Below are 24,441 nucleotides of genomic sequence, written 5' to 3'. Positions count from 1 at the left end.
TGCTTTGTTTCTTAGTACAAACAAACGTTCCTGCAGTTAAGAAGGTTCTAAATTGAATCATCAGTCGTATCATAATTATAGAGGTACTTATGGGTTATACAAAACAAATCTATTGATTAATTTATGTTGAAGGGACGATATATATGATTGCAATCGGGTGGATTGACTTGGTGATTTTGGTTCTCGCTTCTTACAGACTTACGAGATTAATTGTTTTTGATGAAATTACTTCTTTTATTCGAAGCCCTTTTTTGACGGTGTCTTATCAAGAAAATGATGCTGGACAATTAATTGAAAGTATTGAATATAAAGGAGATGGATTACGTAATTGGGTTGGGAGGCTTCTCAGCTGTTATTGGTGTGTAGGAATTTGGTCTTCGTTTGGGGTCGTCTTACTATATATTTATATGCCTTCCTTTTTTCCATTACTTCTAATTCTAGCAGTGGCAGGGGCTGCAGCTTTTATCCAGTCGAAATCTGAATATTAATAAAGATTTCATACAAATAAAACGATCCCATGTATGTTATAAAATAACTTAATCCGAATAATGGACATATGAAAATGTCTCCTATTCGGATTTTGTCATTTTATACCGAGAATTAATGTTTGTATAAAAACAAATCATTTTTGTGGTATAGACTAGTTATCCAAAAGTAAAAAGGGCTGTTCCTGTTTAGTTTGAAATAAATTTGATATGGAATAAAACAGTCGCATGAGAAAAATTACGAAAGGGCTTGTTTAAAAGAGAAAAGTCTAAACAAACGGAGCATGAATTGAATACGATAAGATTAGTAAAGAAGGGCTAAGTAATAAAGCTATTACTATTAGAAATGCAAACGTAGAAACAACAGTATAGCAATTAATAATCAATTTAAATAGACTAAATAAACAAGTTCAATTATAACAAATCGTAGCAATGAATATACTTTTGCAGTTTAATTGTATACTTTTTTAAAATTTTTACACAGAAGTAATTACCTTCACAAAAAAGGAGTGAATTTAAATGAAGCCTCGTAAACCAATCGTGATAAATAGACCCGCGAAGAAAGCATCTGTAGAAAAAGTAAGAAATGAAACATCACAACCTAAAGTAAAGAGAAAGAAAACTATTGTCAGGGCAGGATGCTGCTTACGAAAAAAGGGTTAAAGCAACTAAATAAATACACACTTCCAAATGCGTTACGTTACGCTAGATATCCAGGTTCTTTCAATGCTGTACTTTTCCATTTACCTGCTTAGGTAAGCAAGCGAAGTTCACAAGAAAGTGAAATCACATACTTCTAAGGAGGTTATAATGGTACGATATTTTATTAAAGTGAAGGGAAAAGTACAGGGCGTCGGCTTTCGGAAATATACAAAAAAAATAGCCCGAAAATATAATATTGTAGGATGGGTTCGTAATGTAGTAGATGGAACAGTTGAAGCTGAAATCCAAGGTGAAAATGAGTACGTGGATCAAATCCTAAAAGCATTGCATAGAGGAAGTTCATCATCGAAAGTGCGCTCGGTGGAAGTGAAAAAAATGAAAGGTCTGAAAAACTACAAGTCTTTCAAGATATTGTATAACTCAAAAGTATAAGCCGTTTCTTAGGCTGCTGAAAAAGGTACGGTTGTCACCTTTTTTCAGTGGCCTTATACTTTTTCAGCAGCCTTCTATTGATAAAAAAACTTATAATGATTGAATGGTTTCTATTTTATTAAATTACATACTTTCCCTCCTTCATATGCCCTTCCTAATTACACCTTCAAGAATAAACTAGTTAGAAGAGAACCGTAATCGCATGAACGGAGGGGGATAGAATGAAAATAAATGGTAGAGACAAATGGAGAATGTATCTTGCTATGAAAAAAAACAAGAAACTTAGCAAGTATCTTGTTGATACAAAGAGATGGTCGAAAAAGAACTTTGATCTGATGTTATCGAAATATAAATCAATCGTAGTGAAGCCAAATAAAGGCTTAAAAGCTAGGGATATATATTTTATTACTGAAAAGGAAAAAGGCTATGAGATTCAAATATACGACAGAAAATACTTTTTTATAAAAAGAGAAGAAGTATATAACCTTATGAAAAGCAAGATACGACAGGCCACCTATATTATTCAAAAACGTATTTCAATGGCGAATATAGACGGAAGACCATTTGATATTCGGGTCATTATTCAAAGAAAATCATTGTCTTCTCCTTGGACAGCAACAGCTTATAAAATAAGAGTAGCGAAAGAAGGGAGGATGGTTACGAATGCAAGTAAAGGCGGGACTATTCTTACCTATAAAGTAGCAATGAACATGTGTAATATTCCTAACCATATAAAGAAGAATTTATTAGCGAACATCAAGGAAGTGTCCATCCTGGCGTCCAAAACGTTAGGGCCTTATTATCACAATCAGCGTCTTTTTGGTATCGATATAGGAATAAAAGAAGATGGGTCTCTTCACATTTTTGAGATCAATCGCAGACCGTTATTAAAAGGATTCTCTAAACTCCAGCAAAAAAGAATTAGAAGGTTTATTAGAAGGAAGTAAGTTTAATAAGTATTTCTTTTCCATTACTAAAAAAGGAGGATGAATGATGGCAGTGCGGTTAAGAGGAAGAAATAAATATAAAATGTACTTAGCATTGAAACAAAATAATTACCTTGAATCGACTCTTCCTCACACAATGATGTGGAGTGAAAAAAATTTTATAAGTATGTTACGAAAATATAAGTCAGTTGTTATTAAACCAAACAACGGCCAGCAAGGACAAAAGATATACTTTGTGAAAAAAATTGAATCTAAGTACTTTGTCTATATTAATAAGAAACGTAAGGTATTTAAAAAAAGAAAAAGCGTTAGTAACTATATTAAAAGAGTTACGAGCAAAAGAAAATTTATTATTCAAGAAGAAGTGGATCTTGCTAGAATTGACGGGAAACGATTTGATTTTAGAATTATCGTTCAACGAAAAGAGAGGAATCTTCCTTGGATGGTAAATGGGATGATTGTCAGAAAAGCAGGTAAGGGCTATAAGGTAACAAACAGACGGCGCCATGGGGTTGTCATGTCAGTAGAAGAAGCAAGGAAAAAAATCAATTTTAATGAGAAAGAAATAAAAAAGGTAGCTCATTTGGCAGCTGAAACATTAGGGCATTCTCTTCCTAACCAAAAGATCTTTGGTGTCGACATTGGGATGAAAAAGGATGGTTCTCTTTATATTTTCGAATTAAATCGATGGCCTTTATTAGGTGGGTTTCGAAGCTTGAACGATAAAAGCCAAATAAAAAGAATAATGTCTTTCAAAAAAGCGGCTAGAAAGAGATGAGAATTAGAAGCAAAATGGATAGAACCATGAGGAAAAAACGGAAATTCTCAAAAAAAGGGATTAAAATAAAATAGTACCTTGTAAGGGTGGAGATCACTAGTTCGATCCCAGTACGGGTATTGTATAACAGGAATTTAGTTTTGGAGTAGTATAGATGAATTGTGGCAGATTGGTGGCAAAATCAATCAAACTATATCATATACGTAATTAATTATGACTTTACGAATGTTGATTTCGCAGTTGGTCAAGCTGAATGTTCAAACATTGAAAAATTATAAAAAGGCATATGACTTCATATATAGTCATATGCCCTTTTTAGGCTTATTAATAATGAGTTTGAACGTTAAAAGTTAGATTACATATTATGGTATGAAATAAGAAAGGAGACGACTTATCTATGATCCATCCACACACGGAGCTGCGGTTTGTAAATGAAGAAATTGGATTCGGTGTTTTTGCTACAAAGTTCATTCCAAAGGGAACGATCACTTGGGCTTTAGATAATCTTGATCAAATTTTAGATCATTCATTTGTTGATACTCTTGACCTAGAACGAAAGGAAATTGTAGAAAAATATTCTTATCGCGATAGTGAGGGCAAATATATTCTTTGTTGGGATCTTGGGCGATATGTTAATCATAGCTTTAATGCAAATTGCATTAGTACACCATATGATACGGATATAGCTGTTCGAGATATACAACCTGGAGAACAGTTAACTAATGATTATGGGTTTCTGAATCTAGACGAGTCATTTACTTGTTTGCCTGAAGAAGGAACGGACAGAACACAAGTAAATAAGGAGGATATTCTTCATTACTACAAGGAATGGGATCAATTAATTTTGAATGCATACCAATTTTTTGATCAAGTCGAACAGCCTTTAGTCCATCTTATTCCTACAGTATATAAACAAAAAATGAAGCTCGCAGCAGAGAAACGGGAAGTTATTGATTCGATAAAAACTCTATACTATGAAGGAAGAAATAGTAAGTAATTATACTAGTAACTAGTTAAATAGTTTGGAGAGGTAGAGGAAAAGGATGTCAAAAATAACATTAAAAGCGATTGATGCTCCGTTTCGTCAACTAAGAATAAATAAAACAATAGCAGAAAAACACAGTATTCATAATGATAACATCATACTTAAATATGACAATTTTATTAAATATAAAAAGTCCAATAATTCAGGCTTTAAGTAAATCATTTTATTCATAACTTCTTATATTTAATATATAGATAAAAGAACGTAAGAAATACGGTCTTAAAGCAGCACGTCGTGCACCTCAGTTCTAAAAAAACGTTAATATATCTACGTTTCAAAGCTCTCAAGGCTCTATGCTTGGGGGTCTTTTTTTGTCGGGAAAGAGGGATTTGACCACGGACGTATTTATTTTAGCTAAATTCGTTTCAATTTGGCTTGTGCACGATTTTTTTAATAGTGTGATAATATATCATCTAAACTAATTAATCGCTTAGAAGCCTTGTGGACGTTTGAATAAGAAATTCACCTTCAACATTGGTAAGTGTCTTGGAAAAACGGGGTATATTATCCATTTTTCATTAAGTGAAAAAAGCCCTATAAAATAAGGCTTTTAGCAAATCGTTTTATTCCCAGTTTCTTAACAATTAACTGTTAATTTTCGTTACATCACAATTATCGACTTAATTATCCATAAGCATCTTTAGGATTTTACTTTTAGTCTGTCCGCATGATAACACATTCCTTTTGGTTAATGTAAAATGGAATATCCATGTCAAAAAAAATTGTTCATGCGGACTTTATTTTTTGCCTTCTTGAAGATTAAGGGGGTAACGAGGTGTGAAGCTTAAGATATTAAATTAAACCAACTACTTTTTGTCGGCTTGGTTATTGATAATGACTTGCGTATTTTCGCACGCTCTTTTCTTGTGCAATATATTTGGCATACTCAAGTAGATTTAAAAAAGATTGATTGACTGTTTGTTGATCAAACGCTTTGTGAAGAGAGACTTTTGCGCTTCGTGAATTACATTCAATTAACCATAACTTATTGTTTTTATCGAGAGCAAAATCAATGCCCATTTCTCCGCATCGACCATATCCTTCTTCAACCTGCTCATATACTCCTTTAAGAAATTGCGTTACTTCATTCTTGAAGATATTTACATATTCATCTGAATACTTAAGAACGTTCTTATAAAACGAGTCAAAAGTATAACTTTCTGAATGTGTCGTGATTGGTGAGTTCTTTTTTCCACGGCGAACAGCAATGGCTGTGACTTCTATATCACCATAACCGTTGCGCTGCACTTCTGCTCTCATATCCACCAAATGTCCATCAACCGTCAAAAGATTAATCCCTTCTTGCATGATGAATTCCTTCTTATAAAAAGAACGAATGGTTTTCTGAAATGCTTCAAATGTATTTACGCGATGTTCTATAAGGTTCTTGTTGAAATAGCTGCAATGATACCCTTTGTCCGGTTGCTTAATAATACGCATAACCTTCTTGCCACGTCCACCAATATAAGATTTTAAGTAAACAGTATTTGTGCGTTTAAACATTTTGGTCAAATCTTTAAAGTTTTGGCATTTTCGGGTTAACGGAACATGTGAACATAGGTCTTTATTCTGAAGAAGAAGTAGAGAGACCTCCCAATTATTAAATCCTTTAGGGCTATTTAAAAATTTTACTCCTCTTTTTTGTAATTTACTTCGAATAGTTTGATTTAGACTTCCGCTTCGACGGTAAAATACATCGGGAAGTGAAAATTCGCCTTTTTCCCATCGGTTTGTGGATGGATTAAAATATATGCCATAAATAATATCGCGATTAAAATCAATCTCCTTAAGGGTGAACATATATAATTTCGTTTTGGCTTTTTCATTGGCTTCCTGGAGTTTAATTATGTTTAACGGTGGTTTTTGTTTTTGTAATCGCCGTAGTGTCCTACGGGTGATCAAAACTCCAACAGTTGTTTCCTTGTTATTGTTGGTGGTTGAAGACAATGTACTCATGTATTTTATCCCTCTTTCTAATAACGTTTAATATCCAATATTAATAGATAGTAAGACCCCCAGATCAGGTGAAAACACCGATCAAATGAATTCTTTCATAGTTTTTATATAAGGAGCTGTTACGCGCTTAACACATGTGCTTGCTCTTATGTTATGTAAGCCAGTGGGGAATGTATAGGCTGTTGGGTAGTAGAGAAATCATTATTTGGTATCTCTCAATCAAATGGGCAGTAGCGTATGTGTGGAGCTATTGCCAATCCCTTTAGAAATTTTATAAAGGCACGTTTATTAACCTTTTTTTATCCATTATAGTTAACTAGCCCTTTTTATTTTTTTAGACAGATATGTATACATTCCTCTAGTCAGATTCGTAATATGTTTTGAAGACGGCGAAGAGGTTATTTTTATTTGTTTAGTGAATTACAAAATTAGCACAACCTTCTAATCCGTTGGAATATGGGGGTGACATCAGCCAACAAGTGTTTGAAAAATATAAAAAAATATCAGTTTAACTAGGGGGATATAAGGTACAATTCTGTCTATTTTAGAATAAATTAAAAAGAAGTCTAGAAGGAACTACCGAAGGAAAGGTGGTAAGTACATGATCGGCATTATACTTTCTACAAGTATTACAAAGCGCGTTTCAGTTAAAGACGAAAGTAACTGGGATCCATATATTCAGTTTTACACTAAGCAAGCTCGTAAACATCAAGTGGATCTTTGTTTTTATTCTTTAAAGGATATTTCTGTAAAAAGTAAACAGGTTAAAGGTTTTGTCTATTCATACAAAGATCACAAATTAGTCAAAAAACAAGTGCCTCTCCCAAAAATAAATTTATATAAAGTTAAAGCCTATTTAACCAATAAAAAAGCGATTGAGAAAGTGAAACGGTTAAAGGAAGATGGTTTTATTATTTTCAATGCTTGTTCCAAGCGTGAGCACAGAGACAAATATAAAAGTTATAAATATTTATCAACATTTAGCCATATTAGACCGCATTTACCGGAAACAACAACATTATCGTATGAAAAACTTTCTAACATGTTAAATAAATACACCGAGGTTTTTATTAAACCAAAAAGAGGAGGCCAAGGAAATAAAATATCTATTATCCGAAAAGAGGGCAATGCATATCGGATTGTTTATGTTTACAAACGAACAAAAAAAGAAGAAAAAATCTCCAATAACCAATTAAGAGATTTTTATAAACGGAAATTTCTATCTCCGTCCAAATTTATTGTTCAACAAGGTATTCCTTTAAAAACATATAAAGGCAACAAATTTGATTTTCGGGCTTCTCCTCAGAAAAACAAACTTGATCGATGGCAAGTAACAGGGGTGATGGCAAGAATTGCTACAAGAGGATGGGATGTAACGAACATAGATCAAGGTGGAAAATCCTTTTATAAATTAAGCAAACTAATCAATCCGCAAACAAAAAAGAAAATTAAACGTTTAAATATTCAAATTGCTAAAGTGCTTGAAAAACGCTTTCCCTATTTAAACGATTTAGGTTTGGATTTTGCGGTAGATAAAAATGGGAAAGTTTGGTTCTTAGAGGACAACTTTGTACCTAACCGAAAGAAAGCTAGTCAGAGAAGAAATCGTATTCCTTTTGCAAATGTGTGCTCACTTTATAAAAAACAGTAGGAGCAAACGAATAGAGTGAATGAATGTATCATATTAAAAACAAAGAAATCTTTTGGAGAGGTGAAAGAGTGAATGGGAGAAAAACATGAATACGGTTTTGACACGAAGACATTGCATGCGGGGCATGAAGCTGATCCGACAACTGGATCAAGTATTGTACCGATTTATCAAACGGCCGCATACCAATTTAAAGATATGGAACACGCTTCAAGAGTATTTGCATTAGAAGAAACAGGGAACATTTATAGTCGAATTATGAACCCTACGGTGAAGGTTTTTGAAGAACGAATGGCCGAGTTGGAGGGAGGAGTGGGTGCTTTAGCGCTTTCCTCTGGTCAGGCGGCAACTACCTATTCAATTTTGAATATCGCTTCTTCTGGTGATCATATTGTCGTTTCATCATCTTTATATGGAGGAACCTATACCTTGTTCTCTCATATTTTCCCCAGGTTCGGGATAAACGTTAGCTGGGTAAAGACGGATGATTTAAACTCTTTCCGTGAAGCCATAAACGGTAAAACGAAAGCTGTTTTTGTAGAAATGCTCGGTAATCCGAAAATGGACGTTCCCGATATTGAAGCAATTGCGTCGATAGCTCATCAGGAGGGAGTACCTCTGATCGTAGATAGTACGTTCTGTACACCGTACTTGTGTAGACCTATTGAACACGGTGCTGATATTGTCGTTCATTCAGCAACTAAGTTTATTGGAGGGCACGGTACTACGATAGGAGGAGTAATTGTTGATTCCGGTAAATTTAATTGGACTAATGAAAGATTTAAAGAATTTTCGGAGCCGAATCCACAACGTGATGGCAAATCACTTATTGATGCTTTCGGAGATATGGCCTACATTATAAAAGCCCGAGTAGAACTTCTGAGCAACTTAGGAGCATCCCTCTCACCTTTCAACGCTTTTTTATTCATCCAAGGATTAGAAACGCTTTCCTTACGTATGCAAAGGCAGAGTGAAAATGCTTTACAAGTTGCGCAATTTTTGAATGACCATCCTCAAGTAGGCTGGGTTAATTACCCTGGATTGGAGGATGATTCCTATTATAAACAGGCCAAGAAATACCTTTCTAAGGGGAAAGGAGCTATTTTAGCATTTGGCGTGAAAGGCGGTCAAGAGAGTGTAAAGAAAGTGATCAATAGTGTTAAACTCTGTTCTCATGAGGCAAATGTAGGAGATGTTAAATCACTGATCATTCATCCTGCTACAACAACGCACGGGAAATTAACGGCAGAAGAGCAAGCTAAAGCCGGTGTAACGCGTGATATGCTGCGTCTATCGGTTGGACTTGAAAATGTAGAAGATATCATTTATGATCTGGATTGCGCTTTGAAGTTATGCGATAAATAACTTAGTTGAACCGATAAATATGGCATCTGAAGCAGTTAAAATACTCGAACTTTTTGGGGTAGAGAAGAAGTTAAAGTGAAAGGGCACCCTATAGATTAGGCACTTTGAAGAGTGATTTTCTATAGGGTGCGTTAATGTGAAATTTTAAAAATAGAGTCGGATTGATGGGGGGGGAATGAAACCCTAAAGTTTTAAAGATTGATGTATTTATACAGCCCTTGTGAATTGAAAAAGAAATAAATCTAACTATTACCGTAGATTTTAATAGAATTTAAAGAAGATGATGTCTGTACTGTACAGGCATCATCTTCTTATGTGGGATCATTCACCCTTATTTTTAAGATTATCCGTATTTTTCTTTCTTTGGGGAGTATCTGGAAGTTCGTTTACCGATATGACATCATTGGTCTTTTTGATCGGTTTTTTCCAATGCTGTTCATTGTTCGGCAAATCATCAAACCAAGCAGCATCCGGAGGACAATCGAGTACCATAAACTTGCCATAGTCCTCATCCCTAGATTGATGGTATTTAAGATAGGCCTTACCCTTATCAATAGCCAGTATCTCAATTTTCCCTGAAGTGTGGCTCATCACAAGTTTTACACGTTTTCCTAAACCGGAAGTTTTTGCTTTTGCTTTTTCAACAATTTTATAAGCTCGCTCAAGTGAGAGGACAAATGAATCGTTACCTGCGACGGGTCTATTTATAAAAAAGTAATATGGTGTTACCCCTGCCCAAGATAATTTATCTAGCAATTCGCTAAGTATAGCAGAATCATCGTTTATTCCTCTTAATACCGGTGTTTGGTTTACTACGATTACACCGGCATCATGTAGCGCCTTGAAGCATTCTTTTGCCTCTTTGGTAATTTCTCTAGGGTGGTTAATATGCGCCATTAAATATATACGGTTTTCTTCTGTAGAATTTTCCCTTAGCAATTCTAGCAGCTCTTTGTCTTCATATATTCTCATAGGGTTAAAAACAGGCATTTTTGAACCGAGTCGTATGATTTTGACATGTGGGATGGATCTTAGTCTTTCAATAATTAAACGAAGTTTTTTTGTAGCTAAGGTCAAAGGATCCCCGCCGGTTAACAATACGTTGTTAATTTCGGGGTGGTTCTCGATATAGTCGAGACCCTCACTTACATCCATCATGGCCTCCTTTACATCGGTACGGAATAAACGCTTGCGGAAGCAGTATCGGCAATAAGCTCCACAGACCTCGGATACTAGCAATAAGGCCGTTGTACTATACTTATGCTGGCACCCTTTCACTACATAATTTGTATCTTCATCAGAAGCATCCCAGCGACCGTATTCCTGAAGTTCGTCAGTAGAAGGGATAACCAATCGCTTCAGTGGGTCATTTGGATCTGACCAATCAATGAGATTTAAATAATAGTCATTTACACGGAAAACATATTTTTCAGTTATTTTTTTTAAATTCATTTTTTCTTCTTCAGATAAATAGGTAATCTTTTCTATATTGGTTATATATTTTGGTTTCATAACATTTCAATCCTTCCTTGTACATGTTTAAAAAAAGAAAATTCAGTGCATCGAAGAATATAATTTTTAAAACGATGCATTATGAATCATAATCTAAGACTAAGAGGGATTGACTTTAGCCATGGTAATATAACATAACTATAAATAAATGTGATAATTAAACTAGGCTGCTAGATTATTCCTCTCAAATAAATACTCAGAGTCAGTGAATCAAATAAAAAATTCAGACGGTTACTCTCAAAAGCTATCAATTATTCTGATAAATAAATTTTCCATATTCCAATGGGTTTAAAAAAGCTTTTTTAACTGTTTCTTCATCATAAGCTTTGTGTAAAGAAACTTTTGCTGATTTCGCATTACACTCAATAAACCAAAGACCTCCTTGATCATCCATACCAAAATCAATACCGATTTCACCAAAAGAACCAAAATTTTCCTCTACGTTTTCATATACTTTTTTTAGAAAACTGTCTACGCTATTCCTTTTTTGGATGATTTCATCAACACTATAGTTAAAAAATTTGTTGAAGAATTCTCCAAAGGAATATGCTTTTGAATGAATGGTGATAGGAGAATTTTGCATTCCGAAACGAACAGAAACACCTACAACTTCCAAATCACCACTTTTATTCCTTTGGACCTCTGCACGAAAGTCAACTAATCTATTATCTATGGACATTAGAGGAATTGCTTGCTGAATAATAAATTCTTTACCTTTAAAGAAGGAGCGCAAGAATTTGTATACATCGTCAAGACTCTGTATATGTTTAATAACTAATTGATTAATAAAGTATTTGAGTTCAAAGCTCCCATCTTTGTTCTTTTTCAATCGAATGATTTTTCTTCCTCTGCTGCCATTAATTCCTTTTATATATATTTTATCTTTGTTCTTCATAAAAGACCTTAAATCACTAAGGTCTTTACAGCGTTTAGTCTGAGGAAGGTGAGGTTGTAATTCAGGAACCTTTTTGAGGACTTCATGCGTTCTCCATTTATTAAAATGCCCTTGTGAGTTTACCTTTTTAATACCTAACTTTGAGAATTTTCTTCTTATTGACTTCACTTTTCTTTTCTGTGATTTTAGAAAGCCACCAGATCTATCATAGAGAATATCAGGAAGAGGAAACTTCTTTTTCTTCCAAATGCCCTCATGCTCATTAAAATACGTACCTCTAATAGTAGAATTTTTTAAATTTACATCAAGGGCTGAAAAAAAATATAATGTAGTACCTGCTTTTATGCTTTCGTTTGCTAACATTTCTATACGAAAGTAAGATGTTAAATTATAGTTTTGATTATTTAATTTTCGGATGACCCCGTTGTTTATAAATACTCCAATAATTGGTCTTTTCATAATGTTTCTAAATACCTCCTGATACTAAAATAGCTTCACTTACTCCAATTTTTTTTATCTTGAAGGTGATAAATCTTGGATTATGCGCAACTCCTCTCAGTTTCTCTGATTTGGTTATCAGTCTCATCAATGCCCAGATTCGAAAATCGAGGGGGCAATTTGAATTCCGTATTCGGTGCTTACCTCATTTATGATATGCTGTAACCGTATGATGTGTCCGCCCTCATCGACACTAATCCAAGACGCCGCAAGCATAGCTCACCTATAAGAAAATGGATATCAATGTAGAAGGTGTTTCTATTTGACCTAGGTGTTGATAAAAAACGATATCGTCGCTGTCCTTCTTGTTAATCCTGTATACCGACGGCCCTTTAATATACAACTACCATAGATAGTACTTAGTTCCATACATACTACGAGTTAAACTAGAGGATTGTATACATATTTACCCAATAAAAGGAAAAAACTATATTGCTCGTAGTTTGGTTCGCTGTCGGTAGATCGATCGTGGCATCATTATCATGGTGCCTAAATAAGACATGCGATTTTAAACACCCTCTACTAGGTAAGTTTTTATATGAAACATTAACTTGTATCATAAAGGAGGATGAAACATTATGATTAAAAGACCTGTAAAATATATGTCTAGAAATGAAAGGGAAACACGGGTACAACAAAAGTACCTTAATCCAATGTACAGCCCCAGATAGTAAGCAGGGGAGTTGCAGCTTACGTGGAACATCTTAACTGATCAAAGATGAATGAAAAATGGGTTCGGGGGTCCATATGTTGTCAGCCCCAAAACCCACTCATAGAAAGCTTAAACCCATGCATCGTATTCACTGATTGCTTAGAAAATGTTCAAATTGAATATTCTCTATAAAGTTAAACGGAAAGGTGAGTAAGTAAGCATTAGGACTAACGAAGTGAGTTTTTATCGTATTAAAGGAACATCCCTTAGATAAAGCCAACATTATACAAATTTGGCTTAACAGAGGGATTAGTCCGTAAAGAGTAGATTACGTTTCTATTAAGTGGTTAAATTTGAATCGTCTTTTTTTGAGATCGATTCTTCTCGATGAATATTGTCTTGCAACTCTTCAATTTCATGAGATAATTCCGCTAATTTGTTCTCTAGTTCACTAATGAGTATAACCTTCGAATCTAGCTGTTCCTCGTAATCAAAGGATTGTTTGAGAAGCCCTTTAAATTGATGCTCTAATTGTTTCAGTATGTCCAGTTCGTTTATTTCAATATTATTATTTACCAAGGAAGGACCATTAGGAAGGAACAAATGTGTATTCTGATTTGATTCATTAAACTTCATAATTATCTCGTTTAAATGATCTTGTGAAGTTTTCATTTCTTGCTTTAGCTGTTCATGTGCTTTTTGCAAAGAGGAATAATTTTCATAATCTTTTTGTAAAATAGCTGCTTTTTCTTGTAATTCTTGATTGAGTTTCTGATTTTTGGTTAGATCTTCCTCGAGTTGAGCAGTTTTTGATAGTAAATTTCGGTTTTTTTGATTCAACTCGGTAATGGTATCTTCATCTACTTGATGTTTTTGTAAAGCCTCTTCTAGTTGTGATTTGGATTGTTCAACTTGCAGTTTGATGTCTTTTTCAACGGAAGTAAATTCCTTCAATTCTGAAATTTCATTCTTTAGTTTTTTTATTTCTGCGTGTAAATAATTATTATCCTTCTCAAGGTTTAGTTTAGCTTGATTAGAATCATGAAGTTCATTTTCCAGCTTTTTAATTTTTTCATTGAGCTTTGTTTGTTGAAGATTTTCTGAATCACGATTCTTTTTAAACTTTTGAATAGAGGCTTCAAGCTCTGATATCTTAGCTTGGGAAGTTTGTTTTTCTTTGGCTAAAAGTTCGGTCTTTAATTTTAAATCTTTTTCGATCGTAGTTCTTTCATCCTTTAGCTTTTTAATTTCTTGTTGCTTTTGCGAAAGAGTAGAGTTGAAAGTTTCTTCTTGTTCCGAATACGCGTCAATTTGATTTCTCAAACCTTCAATTGTCTTCTCATATTTTTCATTGATTGTTTTTAACTCGTTGGACATGATATCGTTCTCTTCGATTAATTGAAGATTTTCATCTTTTAGTTTCTTTAACTGAGAATAGTGATAGTTATTTTCATAATCCTTGACTTTTGCTTGATACTTAGCGAGTTCTGATTTAAAATAGATAATTTTTTGTTGAAGTTGAATCGTATCGGTCATCTTAGTATTGTTTGAGTACAAAGTACAAACCTCCTGTATCATTTTTATATTTTGTTACATATGGAATGTATAATATTAATATGATAAAAGGATGGAGGGGTTACATGTCTAATTGTCCTTATTCGGTAGTTAATTAAGTTTCCTCTTTTAAATAATTAAGAATTTCTTCAAAATCTTCTTTGTTATTAGCGATAACTGTATTCAATTCTTCAAATATCTCCTCAGGAAAAGACTCACTTTCATAGCTACTTTCTGTTCCACGACTTTGTTGAGGGTCTAAATTCTTCAATAAATAGATGAGCAGCATATTTAAAGTGTTACTTTCTAAATAAACAAAACTTCTATTTTTATCTTTTTTATTCCCTTTTAACTGTTCAAGCTGCTCTTTCATAAAATGTTGGGTTAATTGCTTAAACAAGAGTTCACGCTCATGGTTCTCATTATTTTCCATTAAATCCACCTCAATTCACTTTTAAGTTCCATTAACGTAAATTTGATTAACTGCAGGAATGCCTTCCTTATATTCATCACAATAGGAAAATCCCATAATACTACCTGAATATGATTCTTTTGGCAGCCACTTTATTTGGAAGTTTGGAAACGAAATGATCTGATCAGGTTGAAGCGTTTTTTTACCAATGGGTCTTAGCCAATATTCATCCTTATCCGTTTGTTCATTTATTCGTTCCCAGGCACCAGGTGTTTTCATTGAAAGGTTTGTTTTTTTGTTTGCATATTTACCAGAAAAAGTAAATGGAGAATCAGGTGAAAGTTTAATACAAATATATGGGTTGGTAAGTAATTTATTCCCTATGTTATGAATATGATAAGTACCAATAATTAAGCTTTCCTGTTCCTTGTCGTACGAAATTCTAAATGAATATGTAAAATAGCTAATCATATTCATTTTCTGTTTTTGTTTCATTTGTGAAACTAAATCTTTAATTTCATTTAAATATAAACTTGTTTCATTGTTTAGTTGTACAATTTTCTGTTTAAGCTCATCATATTGATTTTTATACATTTTTCTCACCCTTAAATAAAAAATAATGAGAGGAGTATCTCCTCTCATTAAATCTATGCTTTGTTATTAATCATCATCACCACTATTTGGGAATAGTACTGGGCATTGTGGTGGAATTGTAGGTGTTGGGCATTCTGGAGCGAATGGAGATGGTAAGGAAACGATATCTCTAGGTTGACAGAAGTCTGCAAGTAACTCAAGAGTAACTGGGAATGTTGATTGAATGCTTTGACATAAGCGTACAGTTACTCCTAAATCGATAGTAGTCTCTTCATCCTCCTCATCCTCAGTGCCCGCACAATTAAACTGAAATACGAAACAATCTACATCAGTGTAATTAACTGTAACCAATGTACCTTCAGGTGCACATAGAACTACCTGTTCACGTCGTGTGAATGGGAACGTTCCAGCTGAGACCGTTTGACCAGTCGTTGTTGTAACAAAAATGGTAACCTCAAAGCTCTTTTGAATCGTTACGACTTGAAGTGTAATTTGTTCACCATCAATGATAAAGTCTTGATCTTGACGACTTAGAATGACAGCTTCACCTGGTTCAACCGAACATGTAACATTTTCAATGTCCTCACACAATAGTTGTTCTCCATTTACCTCTGGCAAATCTACATCATCTAAGGATAAGTCAAAAGTTGCTTCATTTATGATCCAGTCGTAAACCTTCTCTGTGTTAATACAAAGGAGCTCTTCTTGGCCGCCTTTAAGATTTTTGGCTTGCATGTCGCAAACACCTCCAAATAAAATTAATTTCTTTTCACTTGTAGCATATGATGATAAATAAAGATGGTTACACGTTTAGTAGAATATTTTAAAAACCCTGATGTTGGCCCATTAATGGGACAGTTTGATCCATAATAGAGAGCTCTGTTTTGTCTTAACAGGCTAGAATCTTGTTGAAGATTAACCTTATATATCTGTCACGAATTACTGGTGAAAAAACTAATATATTTGGAGAAGGGTGATGAATAATGGAACAGTATAAATTCAAGGGAACTCAAGATATTGAGACATTAAAGAAAAAACTGTTTGTTTACAAACAGACTTTAGAGTCAATAAAATCGGATAATGTAGTGGAAGATTACCTTTTGACGAAAAATGAGTGTATAGAAATAAAAAAACAAGTTTCTACATTAAAAGGAGAAATACGAAAAATGAAAGAAAATCAAGATTTGCAAAAAAGTGGGTATAACAAAAAAATTAAAAATTTATCAAAACAGGTTGAGTCTTTTAATGATTCGATTCAGCTCTTAAAACAAGATGTGGCTTTTTTAATGAATAAAGTGAACAACCCGAATTTTAATGACCTTATTAATAAAATAGATAAAATGATCGACATTCAGAATACCTCGATTTCCTTAATACAAGAAGGACATATTGAAATGAAAGGTCTTAAAGAAGAAATTGCCCAATCAAAAAAGCAAGATAAAAATGGAAAACAAATGCCTGTCACGGATAGTCCAAGTCAAAAGCATCAACCATCAGGTTACAAGCAACTGCAAAACATGCTTCAATCTTCAAAAAATATTCAATCTTATTTGAATGAAGAAAAAAGAGCTATGCCTAGGCGGCAAGATTATACCCAAAAGTTGCAAACTAAACCGCCATTTCAGCAAGCCATTCCCGTTAAAGGCAAGCAGGTAAAACAAGGTTCAATAAATCCCACTATACCGACACACTATCAAGATCTTAATAAGATGAATGTTTCAAAAAACAAAGTAAAACAAAAATTTAACAAATCTTCGTTTTCATTCAATGAAAAAAATAAGTTGACTTCTAAGTATATGCATAAGACAGAAACACAAAACATTTTTCAGGGGAAATATGATCAAAATTCATCTAAATCAAATCGCAAAAGTATACCGATTGAAACGCAAAATCTAACGAGCAAAGATATGAAAAATGGCACTACTGAAAGTAAGACGGTGAATCAAAAAAGTAGCCAAAATGAAAATCCTGAAGCACAAGTAAGGGAAAATAAGCATACAAATACGAATATAAAGCCACCTATTGAATAGAGAAATGAACCAATGTTAATTGGAAAAAATCCATTACTTTGTTAAAACGTTTAAAGGAGGTATGGGCTATAAAAATTGACAAAATTATTATTCCTGCCACCTGTTTTGAAGAAATAGTTGAGCATGGCAGATCTAACCTACCATATGAAGTATGTGGCTTACTCTCTGGAAATAAGAATAATGTTCAGTCAGTTTGGAAATTAGTAAATGAATTAAAATCTGATAGACGTTTTTTTGTTGGAAAGAAGGTTATTGAAGAGACTTTTAAGCAAATTAATAAGCATAATGAGAAAGTTATAGCCATTTATCATTCACACCCAACGACAAAACCTATCCCTTCAAGTTATGATATTGCTAATCACTTCGATGATGAAATAGTTATGGTTATTATCTCTTATAAATTTAAAAAGCCAAAAATAAAATGTTACCGCATCGAAGCTGGAGGATATAAAGAATGTTTTTTTTTAATTGAGCCGACATCATAGTCTAACCATTTTTTAGGAAATAGCATAAAATAGACTAAAAAGGAGATGTTGGCTTTGAAGAAAAAAAGAGTAATTAAGCAGAGTAGTAGTATTAGACCTTTAAAAAAACCTATTAGTATAGAAGCAACTCCTAAGATCAGGAAAGTAATAAAAAAAGGGGGATGCTGCGGCCGCAGTAGTTAGTTGAGGTGAAGAATAAGGATGGACCGTTCTTTTTTGAGCGGTCTATTTTTTATGTATGTAAGGACTCTAGGTTTTCGATAGTTAATTTTTGCTAGTTTGGAGATTACATTTTTGACTCATTCTTACTACAAAGTCATATCTCGATTATCCATTACCCTCAAATGCCCTTCCTTTTATATTTATTTTTGAATAAACTATCCTAACTTCTTAAAAAGGGAAGAGGGGGAGGGAGTTAAAGTGTCAAGATTAAAAGGAAGAGACAAGTATAAAATGAATTCTGTGATGAGAAAAAATAGACACCTTCAACCTTATTTGCCACATACAGTGAAGTGGAGTAAATTGAACTTTTATGACATGCTGCGTAAACACAAATCCATTGTCATAAAACCAAATAAAGGTAAGAAAGGACAAAACATTTATTTTATAAAAAGCAAACGAGGAAAATATTTAGTTTATATAAAAAGCGCAAAGTGTTTAAGAGTAGGCTTACTGCTTATATATTAGGAAGGCGACAAGAAAAAGAAGATTTATTATTCAACCAGAAATCAAGCTTACTAGAATTGGCAACAAACGCGTTGACTTTAGAGTAATTGTTCAGCGAAAAACGGTGAAAGCCCCTTGGGTAGTAACGGGGATCATCGCTAGAAAAGCAGGGAAGGGGTATAAAGTGACAAATAGACATCGTAACGGTACCGTACTTCCTATACAGCGAGCAATGAAAAAGATGAACCTAGATAAAAATATGATAAATGATAAAGTGAGGGATATGAAAAGAATCTCCTTAATGGCGGCAAGAACGTTGGGATCTTCTTTTGCTCGTCAAAGAATTTTTGCTGTAGATATTGGTATGGATATAAATGGTACTATCTATATTTTTGAATTAAATCGCTGGCCTGGATTGAGAGGGTTCTATAGTCTGAAAAACAAATCTCAAATTAGGAGGATTAGAGCTTATCAGTCTCTTAATGATTGATGGTTCCATATCAAGTGAGTGAAAATCCTATTTAGACAGGGACGCAAAGCACGTTGTATTAGGTAAGTAAACATGTTTTAGATAAGGTAGGTCTATGTTTAATCTTAAGAACAGATGTATCGACCCAAGTTCAGAGAAGATGCCTTACAATAACCGAGAGTGGTTGGCTTACTAGAGGGGATACTATATTCAACAGGACCTATAAGAGTATGGTGTAGTTGTTATGGGTCTAGTCGCTATGTGAAAAAGGAATTAGAAATAAAAAAATATCATAAAAGACAGGGAACCGAAAATATTAATAAAGAGGTAATTCCCTGTTTTTTAAAGAGTACTGTAAAGTTTTTGACTAAAATAATAGATTCATATTCTTTAAGGCCCGAATCTATTAAAGGGTACTATTAGTTCGAATAACTTTTGCTGGAACACCAACTGCGACACTGTTATCTGGAATATCTGAAATAACCACAGCTCCTGCACCAATTGTACAGTTTTTTCCTATTTTGATATTAGGAATAACTGTTACTCCAGCTCCAATATCTGTTAATTTTCCAATAGAAACATTTCCAGTTAATCTACTACCTGGTCCCACGTTAGCATAATCCTCAATTCTACAGTCATGATCAATACTAGCTGAAGTGTTAATAATGCAGCCTTTTCCGATTGTTGTTTGTGGGTTAATGACAGTACCTGCCATGATAGAAGTTCCTTTTCCTATTCTTGAACACTCAGAAATAATACTTTTATTGTGAATGGCTGAAGTAATAGCGAATTCGTTATCAAGTAGAAATGTTATTTTTTCTTTGCGGATTTTTGGGTCTCCAATAGCTACGTGCCATAACTTAACTTTAGATTTCCAATCGAATAAGTTCTTAGTAGAATCCTGATAAACTTTGTATTTTTCCAAAAAGCTTGACAGTGAAGTAGAAAAAAAGATCAATTCGGAAGACTCTTTTTTAAGAATGTTTGTAATCACCTTCGCATGGCCGCCTGCCCCTATAATTCCAATCATCAGTGTGAAGCCCCTTTCTAATTCCCACACTTCTTAATGAACATTTATTTTCGTACAAATATTCTCTCCCTCTTATTTAATTAAGTTATGCACAAACCAGTAAATTCGTGTAACAGAAGAGGGGATGTTTATAATAAAGTTTGCCTTTTTATGATAACCTCATCACGTTTTTTTGTTGATCTCTACTAACTCATGGATCTTTACGGCGCTTTAACAGGGTGTAATCTGTAGAAGAAAGATCTGTCACTAATAAAATGGTGAGGGAATATAGTAATAGGAGATCGTATTATGAAAGTTATGAATGGCATACCGAAACATGATGCTCTAGAAATAGATGTTTAAAATATATTTTAAACATTATTGTGATCCTGAAAGTATATACATGTAGCCTTTTTGCAAAAGCCTTATTTAAGGGAAGGATGGTCATTCTAAATACTTCTGTTGTTTAGAGATAATGTTTTTTTGTAAAGTCTTAACTATGGTATTCCTTTTAATGTCTTAGAACTGTTGGGTTAGGTTGGCTGAAATTTTATTCACATCTGAAAACTAAATATTTAACAAGGCAGGGGTGAGAGATGTGTATGGCGGAGAGATATTAAATCAACATTTGATCTTAAGGTATGGTTTAACGAAAGAGTTTTTTGAAACATTTCAGTCATTAGAGTATAAAACAATTGAACTTCCTTTACTATTAATCAATCATTATTATAAAATTATCCAACCGATTGTTGATCAAAAAAGGTTTGATTCATTGTATATTGAAAAAAAGAGATATTCGTTTAAGTCAATGCCGGATATTCAAAGGAATTTGCATCGGGGACCAACATGTGTAAGAGATTTATCATCTGTAACTCATCGGAATGCTGTTCTCGTACCAGGTATATTTCTGCCGTTAGCATTGAAACAACTGAATAATGATCGCGTCATTCTTATAATATCGAATAAAAAAGATGAGATGGCTATTCGGAAGTACTCTATTCCATCAAATTTTGAAATTTTTTATTTTAGAGATTCAGTAAGAAGTACGAAGACTTCAAAAAGTGAAATAGAAACGTTGAAGAATAATGTGGGACGAATCATCACCTCTAATATTGAGCATGAAGTATTTGGTACATCTAAATTTCAAACATGGATAGTCGCAAGAAGTATAGCAGCTATGAAAGAGGTAGAAGTTCTTGAGAATTTAATTCGTCAAAAAAACATTGGTGTAATACTAGATCATACAGAATTAGTGAATCCCGGCAATGCATTAGCTCTACTGGCTCTTAAATTTAATCTTCCATTCATTAATGTTCAGCATTACCTAGCAACAGATGCATCCATCATTCCCTCACGTGCATCCTATTACTGTGTTTGGGGGGAGAATTTTAAAAGATGGCTGGTAAATAAGGGTATTTCTCAAAAAAAGATTATACCTGTAGGTAGTCTTCGATTAGAGATGGATAATTTATCATCAACGGTTAATCGCGCTGAATTAACGATGCAGTTAAACATACCAACCAATCATCAAATTATACTATTAACGACTCAACCGTTTTCCGAAAGAGTTAATACGACCATTATACAGTGGCTTTTAAATGCAATTAAAGATCAACCGTTTTCAGTTATTGTTAAGAGTCACCCAAACGATCATGTAGACTATAGTAGTTATGTTCAATATGTTACAGAGAAACAAAACATGATCCTCAATCCCTCTGGATTTAATTTATATGATCTTCTGAAAAATTCTGATTACTGTATGACTATTTCCTCCAATACAGCGATAGAGGCTGCAATGTTTGGAAAAGGAATACTAGTTCTACAGCCACAACTCGAATATAACTTCTTTCTAAACTATAATGACTATCATTGCCACCTTGCGAAGGCAACTGCAGGAGCAGTTATTGAAAATGAAAAAGATTTAATTGTTACATTAAAAAAACTAGATCAAGACCCAGTGTTTAAACGTAACTTAATTAGAAAAGCTGAGCTATTTTTAAATAATACGCTAAGAGCAGGCGGGGCTCCTTCTTATCGCATTCGTAAACTAATAAAATCTCTACTAAAAAATAAAAGTTGAAAATTTTTAGTTTTATACAAAATAACTAAAACTAAAAAAGGCAGGGTGAGAAATGTGTATGGTGGAGAGGTATTAAATCATCATTTAATTTTAAGGTATGGTTTAACAAAAGAGTTTTTTGAAACATTTCAGTTATTAAAGTATCAAAATATTGAACTTCCTTTACTTTTAATCAACTATTATTATAAACTCATCCAGCCTACAGTTGATCAAAAAAGGATTGATTCATTTTATATTAAAAGAAAGAAATATTCGTTTAAGTCTATGGCAGACATTCAGAGGATCTTGCATCGGGGGCCAAAATGTGTAAGCGATTTATCATCTGTAACTCATCGGAATGCTATTCTCTTGCCAGGCATTTTTCTGCCATTTGCACTGAAGCAGCTTTATAATTATCCCGTCGTTCTTACAATATCAAATATTAATGACGAGATGGTGATTAGAAAGCATCGTATCCCATCAAATTTTGAAATTTTTAAATTTAGAGATATAGTTAAAAACACGGAGATATCAAGTAATGAAATAAAGTTGTTGAAGAACAATGTGAAGCGAATAATCGCTTCTAATCAAGAACATGAAATATTTGGTACTGCTCAATTTCAAACATGGATAGTAAGAAGAAGTATAGCAGCTATGAAAGAAATAAAAGTTCTTGAGAATTTAATTCGTCAAAAAAATATTGGCGTAATGCTCGATCATACAGAGCTAGCAAGTCCAGGGAATATATTAGCTTTACTGGCTCTTAAATATAATCTCCCATTTATTAATATACAATATCTTTTTCCATCGGATGGATCCATTATTCCCTCACGTGCGTCCTATTATTGTGTTTGGGGCGACAATTACAAAAGGTGGTTGATGAGCAAGGGTATTTCTCAAGAAAAGATAATACCTGTTGGCAGTCTTCGCTTTGAGATGGATAATATATCAACAATAACGGTTAGTCGTGCAAAATTAATAAAACAGTTAAACATACCAACCAATCATCAAATTATAATTTTAACGACTCAACCGTTTCCTGAAAAAGTAAATAAGACCGTTTTACAATGGCTTTTGAAAGCGATTAAAGGTCAGTCGTTTTCTGTGATTGTTAAGAGTCACCCAAATGACCGAACAGACTATAATATTACTATTAAAAATCAAAAAGTTTCGGAGAATCAAAAATTTATCTTCAATCCCTGTGGGTTTAAACTATATGATCTTTTAAATAACTCAGACTATTGTATGACTATTTCCTCGACTACCGCTGTAGAAGCTACTTTGTTTAAAAAAGGAATTATTGTTTTACAGCCAGTTATACCGTATGATTTTAAAATTAATTATAATGATTTTCATCAGCATCTTGTAAAAGGATCTGCAGGTTATGTTGCATATAATGAAAGTGATTTAAATTCTATATTGAATAGGTTAAATGTAGATGAACAGTATAGTAATAATCTAATAAAAAAAGGGGAGGCTTTTTTAAAAGAAACGTTAAAACAAGGAGGATCCCCCTCCTATCGGATACGTAAGCTGATTGAAACTTTACTTAGGGGGAAATAACGGGGGGACACCCCGTTATTAGTCCATTTTTCATGGGTGAAGTCTTTGAATAAGTGCAGTAGCCACTTCAAAATCAAAAGCAGTATCAATATCGATAGACTCCTCTGTAGTCATTATATAAGGATAGGTGCTTTGGCAGTAAAAGGATTGATGGTGAAGCAGGGATGAGGTTTTTACTGCATAAATAGCTCCGTTTAATCGTACTGGATTAGAGAAATTACTTTCTTTATCTTGAATAAAGGGAAAAAAGGGGGACATTTTTCCTTCTTTATTAACGCTCATGAAGGTATCAACTGCATGTTCTAGTGGACAAGCACTAATTACGGATTCAGCATTCTTTTGTTTTAGTAAGTGAATAGCTTCATCTATATGTTTTTCAGTTCTAAAGGGGGAAGTCGGTTGTAATAATACAACAATGTCAGGTTGATATCCCTCTTTCCTTTTTAATTCTTTCAAAGCATGCAGGCACCCATCAATCGGTGAAGCATGGTCGTTCGATATTGAGGAAGGTCGTAAAAAAGGAACCTCGGCTCCGGCATTCTTAGCAATATTGGCGATTTTTTGGTCATCTGTTGATACGAGGAAACGGGTAATTTTCTCAGATCTTTTCGCTGCGCGAATTGTATACTCTATAAGAGGAATTCCTTCTAATTCTTTGATATTTTTTCCGGGTAATCTCTTTGAACCGCCTCGGGCAAGAGTGATCGCTAATATTTCTTCCATT

22 protein-coding genes are annotated in these 24,441 nt (G+C 33.7%); 13 read left to right on the top strand and 9 right to left on the bottom strand.

Annotation, left to right across the window (positions count from 1 at the left end; genetic code table 11):
• Positions 1 to 143 precede the first annotated feature (143 nt).
• The 5 genes from AC1FXP_RS01975 to AC1FXP_RS01955 all read left to right on the top strand — a co-directional run bounded on the left by AC1FXP_RS01975 (position 144) and on the right by AC1FXP_RS01955 (position 4,302).
• Positions 144 to 488, top strand: a complete 345-nt coding sequence (locus AC1FXP_RS01975) for a DUF1360 domain-containing protein (RefSeq protein WP_480058303.1) — start codon at positions 144 to 146, stop codon at positions 486 to 488.
• A gap of 807 nt (positions 489 to 1,295) precedes the next feature.
• Complete coding sequence (locus tag AC1FXP_RS01970) at positions 1,296 to 1,580, top strand: acylphosphatase (RefSeq protein WP_480058301.1); 285 nt, start codon at positions 1,296 to 1,298, stop codon at positions 1,578 to 1,580.
• Positions 1,581 to 1,801: 221 nt separating this feature from the next.
• A complete protein-coding gene (locus AC1FXP_RS01965) occupies positions 1,802 to 2,527 on the top strand; it encodes a YheC/YheD family protein (protein ID WP_480058300.1) in 726 nt (241 codons plus the stop codon).
• A gap of 46 nt (positions 2,528 to 2,573) precedes the next feature.
• Positions 2,574 to 3,305 carry a YheC/YheD family protein gene (locus tag AC1FXP_RS01960; protein ID WP_480058298.1) on the top strand — a complete coding sequence of 244 codons (732 nt, stop codon included), beginning with the start codon at positions 2,574 to 2,576 and terminating at the stop codon, positions 3,303 to 3,305.
• Positions 3,306 to 3,702: 397 nt separating this feature from the next.
• A complete protein-coding gene (locus AC1FXP_RS01955; protein WP_480058296.1) occupies positions 3,703 to 4,302 on the top strand; it encodes an SET domain-containing protein in 600 nt (199 codons plus the stop codon).
• An 873-nt stretch (positions 4,303 to 5,175) separates the two neighbouring features.
• Here the strand turns inward: AC1FXP_RS01955 and AC1FXP_RS01950 are convergent.
• Positions 5,176 to 6,306: a YheC/YheD family endospore coat-associated protein gene (locus tag AC1FXP_RS01950; RefSeq protein ID WP_480058294.1), complete on the bottom strand. Its 1,131-nt coding sequence runs from the start codon at positions 6,304 to 6,306 to the stop codon at positions 5,176 to 5,178.
• A 601-nt stretch (positions 6,307 to 6,907) separates the two neighbouring features.
• Between AC1FXP_RS01950 and AC1FXP_RS01945 the strand changes: the two genes are divergently transcribed.
• Positions 6,908 to 7,957 carry a YheC/YheD family protein gene (locus tag AC1FXP_RS01945; protein ID WP_480058292.1) on the top strand — a complete coding sequence of 350 codons (1,050 nt, stop codon included), beginning with the start codon at positions 6,908 to 6,910 and terminating at the stop codon, positions 7,955 to 7,957.
• 72 nt (positions 7,958 to 8,029) lie between these two features.
• Positions 8,030 to 9,319: an O-acetylhomoserine aminocarboxypropyltransferase/cysteine synthase family protein gene (locus AC1FXP_RS01940; protein WP_480058290.1), complete on the top strand. Its 1,290-nt coding sequence runs from the start codon at positions 8,030 to 8,032 to the stop codon at positions 9,317 to 9,319.
• Between the two features lie 321 nt (positions 9,320 to 9,640).
• Here the strand turns inward: AC1FXP_RS01940 and AC1FXP_RS01935 are convergent, their stop codons facing one another.
• The 6 genes from AC1FXP_RS01935 to AC1FXP_RS01910 all read right to left on the bottom strand — a co-directional run bounded on the left by AC1FXP_RS01935 (position 9,641) and on the right by AC1FXP_RS01910 (position 16,171).
• The gene (locus tag AC1FXP_RS01935; protein ID WP_480058288.1) at positions 9,641 to 10,831 is read right to left on the bottom strand and encodes a KamA family radical SAM protein; all 1,191 of its coding nucleotides are present in this window, start codon (positions 10,829 to 10,831) and stop codon (positions 9,641 to 9,643) included.
• Positions 10,832 to 11,078: 247 nt separating this feature from the next.
• Positions 11,079 to 12,185 carry a YheC/YheD family endospore coat-associated protein gene (locus AC1FXP_RS01930; RefSeq protein WP_480058286.1) on the bottom strand — a complete coding sequence of 369 codons (1,107 nt, stop codon included), beginning with the start codon at positions 12,183 to 12,185 and terminating at the stop codon, positions 11,079 to 11,081.
• Between the two features lie 1,030 nt (positions 12,186 to 13,215).
• Positions 13,216 to 14,433, bottom strand: coding sequence for a hypothetical protein (locus tag AC1FXP_RS01925; RefSeq protein ID WP_480058284.1), 1,218 nt, complete (start codon positions 14,431 to 14,433; stop codon positions 13,216 to 13,218).
• Positions 14,434 to 14,545: 112 nt separating this feature from the next.
• Complete coding sequence (locus AC1FXP_RS01920) at positions 14,546 to 14,863, bottom strand: hypothetical protein (protein WP_480058282.1); 318 nt, start codon at positions 14,861 to 14,863, stop codon at positions 14,546 to 14,548.
• Between the two features lie 21 nt (positions 14,864 to 14,884).
• A complete protein-coding gene (locus AC1FXP_RS01915) occupies positions 14,885 to 15,436 on the bottom strand; it encodes a hypothetical protein (protein WP_480058281.1) in 552 nt (183 codons plus the stop codon).
• Positions 15,437 to 15,502: 66 nt separating this feature from the next.
• Entirely contained in the window at positions 15,503 to 16,171 is a 669-nt protein-coding gene (locus AC1FXP_RS01910; RefSeq protein WP_480058279.1) for a BMQ_0737 family morphogenetic spore coat protein, read from the bottom strand.
• 248 nt (positions 16,172 to 16,419) lie between these two features.
• On the opposite strand from AC1FXP_RS01910, the gene AC1FXP_RS01905 reads away from it, so the two are divergent.
• The 4 genes from AC1FXP_RS01905 (at position 16,420) to AC1FXP_RS01890 (ending at position 19,107) form a co-directional block, all read left to right on the top strand.
• Positions 16,420 to 17,466 carry a hypothetical protein gene (locus AC1FXP_RS01905; RefSeq protein WP_480058278.1) on the top strand — a complete coding sequence of 349 codons (1,047 nt, stop codon included), beginning with the start codon at positions 16,420 to 16,422 and terminating at the stop codon, positions 17,464 to 17,466.
• Positions 17,467 to 17,504: 38 nt separating this feature from the next.
• The gene (locus AC1FXP_RS01900; RefSeq protein ID WP_480058277.1) at positions 17,505 to 17,951 is read left to right on the top strand and encodes a M67 family metallopeptidase; all 447 of its coding nucleotides are present in this window, start codon (positions 17,505 to 17,507) and stop codon (positions 17,949 to 17,951) included.
• Between the two features lie 420 nt (positions 17,952 to 18,371).
• The gene (locus AC1FXP_RS01895) at positions 18,372 to 18,638 is read left to right on the top strand and encodes a YheC/YheD family protein (protein ID WP_480058275.1); all 267 of its coding nucleotides are present in this window, start codon (positions 18,372 to 18,374) and stop codon (positions 18,636 to 18,638) included.
• Positions 18,634 to 19,107, top strand: a complete 474-nt coding sequence (locus AC1FXP_RS01890) for a YheC/YheD family protein (RefSeq protein WP_480058883.1) — start codon at positions 18,634 to 18,636, stop codon at positions 19,105 to 19,107. The genes AC1FXP_RS01895 and AC1FXP_RS01890 overlap by 5 nt, the downstream gene beginning before the upstream one ends.
• Positions 19,108 to 19,492: 385 nt before the next feature.
• Here the strand turns inward: AC1FXP_RS01890 and AC1FXP_RS01885 are convergent, their stop codons facing one another.
• Positions 19,493 to 20,116 carry an acetyltransferase gene (locus tag AC1FXP_RS01885; RefSeq protein WP_480058273.1) on the bottom strand — a complete coding sequence of 208 codons (624 nt, stop codon included), beginning with the start codon at positions 20,114 to 20,116 and terminating at the stop codon, positions 19,493 to 19,495.
• Between the two features lie 577 nt (positions 20,117 to 20,693).
• On the opposite strand from AC1FXP_RS01885, the gene AC1FXP_RS01880 reads away from it, so the two are divergent.
• Both AC1FXP_RS01880 and AC1FXP_RS01875 read left to right on the top strand, forming a co-directional pair.
• Positions 20,694 to 22,175: a UDP-N-acetylglucosamine 2-epimerase gene (locus AC1FXP_RS01880; RefSeq protein ID WP_480058271.1), complete on the top strand. Its 1,482-nt coding sequence runs from the start codon at positions 20,694 to 20,696 to the stop codon at positions 22,173 to 22,175.
• Between the two features lie 54 nt (positions 22,176 to 22,229).
• Positions 22,230 to 23,717: a UDP-N-acetylglucosamine 2-epimerase gene (locus tag AC1FXP_RS01875; protein ID WP_480058269.1), complete on the top strand. Its 1,488-nt coding sequence runs from the start codon at positions 22,230 to 22,232 to the stop codon at positions 23,715 to 23,717.
• Positions 23,718 to 23,747: 30 nt separating this feature from the next.
• Here the strand turns inward: AC1FXP_RS01875 and AC1FXP_RS01870 are convergent, their stop codons facing one another.
• Entirely contained in the window at positions 23,748 to 24,440 is a 693-nt protein-coding gene (locus tag AC1FXP_RS01870) for an acylneuraminate cytidylyltransferase family protein (protein ID WP_480058267.1), read from the bottom strand.
• Position 24,441: the final 1 nt, after the last annotated feature.

The organism is Halalkalibacter sp. HAAS-P013, assembly GCF_056619925.1.
This window is presented reverse-complemented; position numbering and strand designations above follow the sequence as displayed.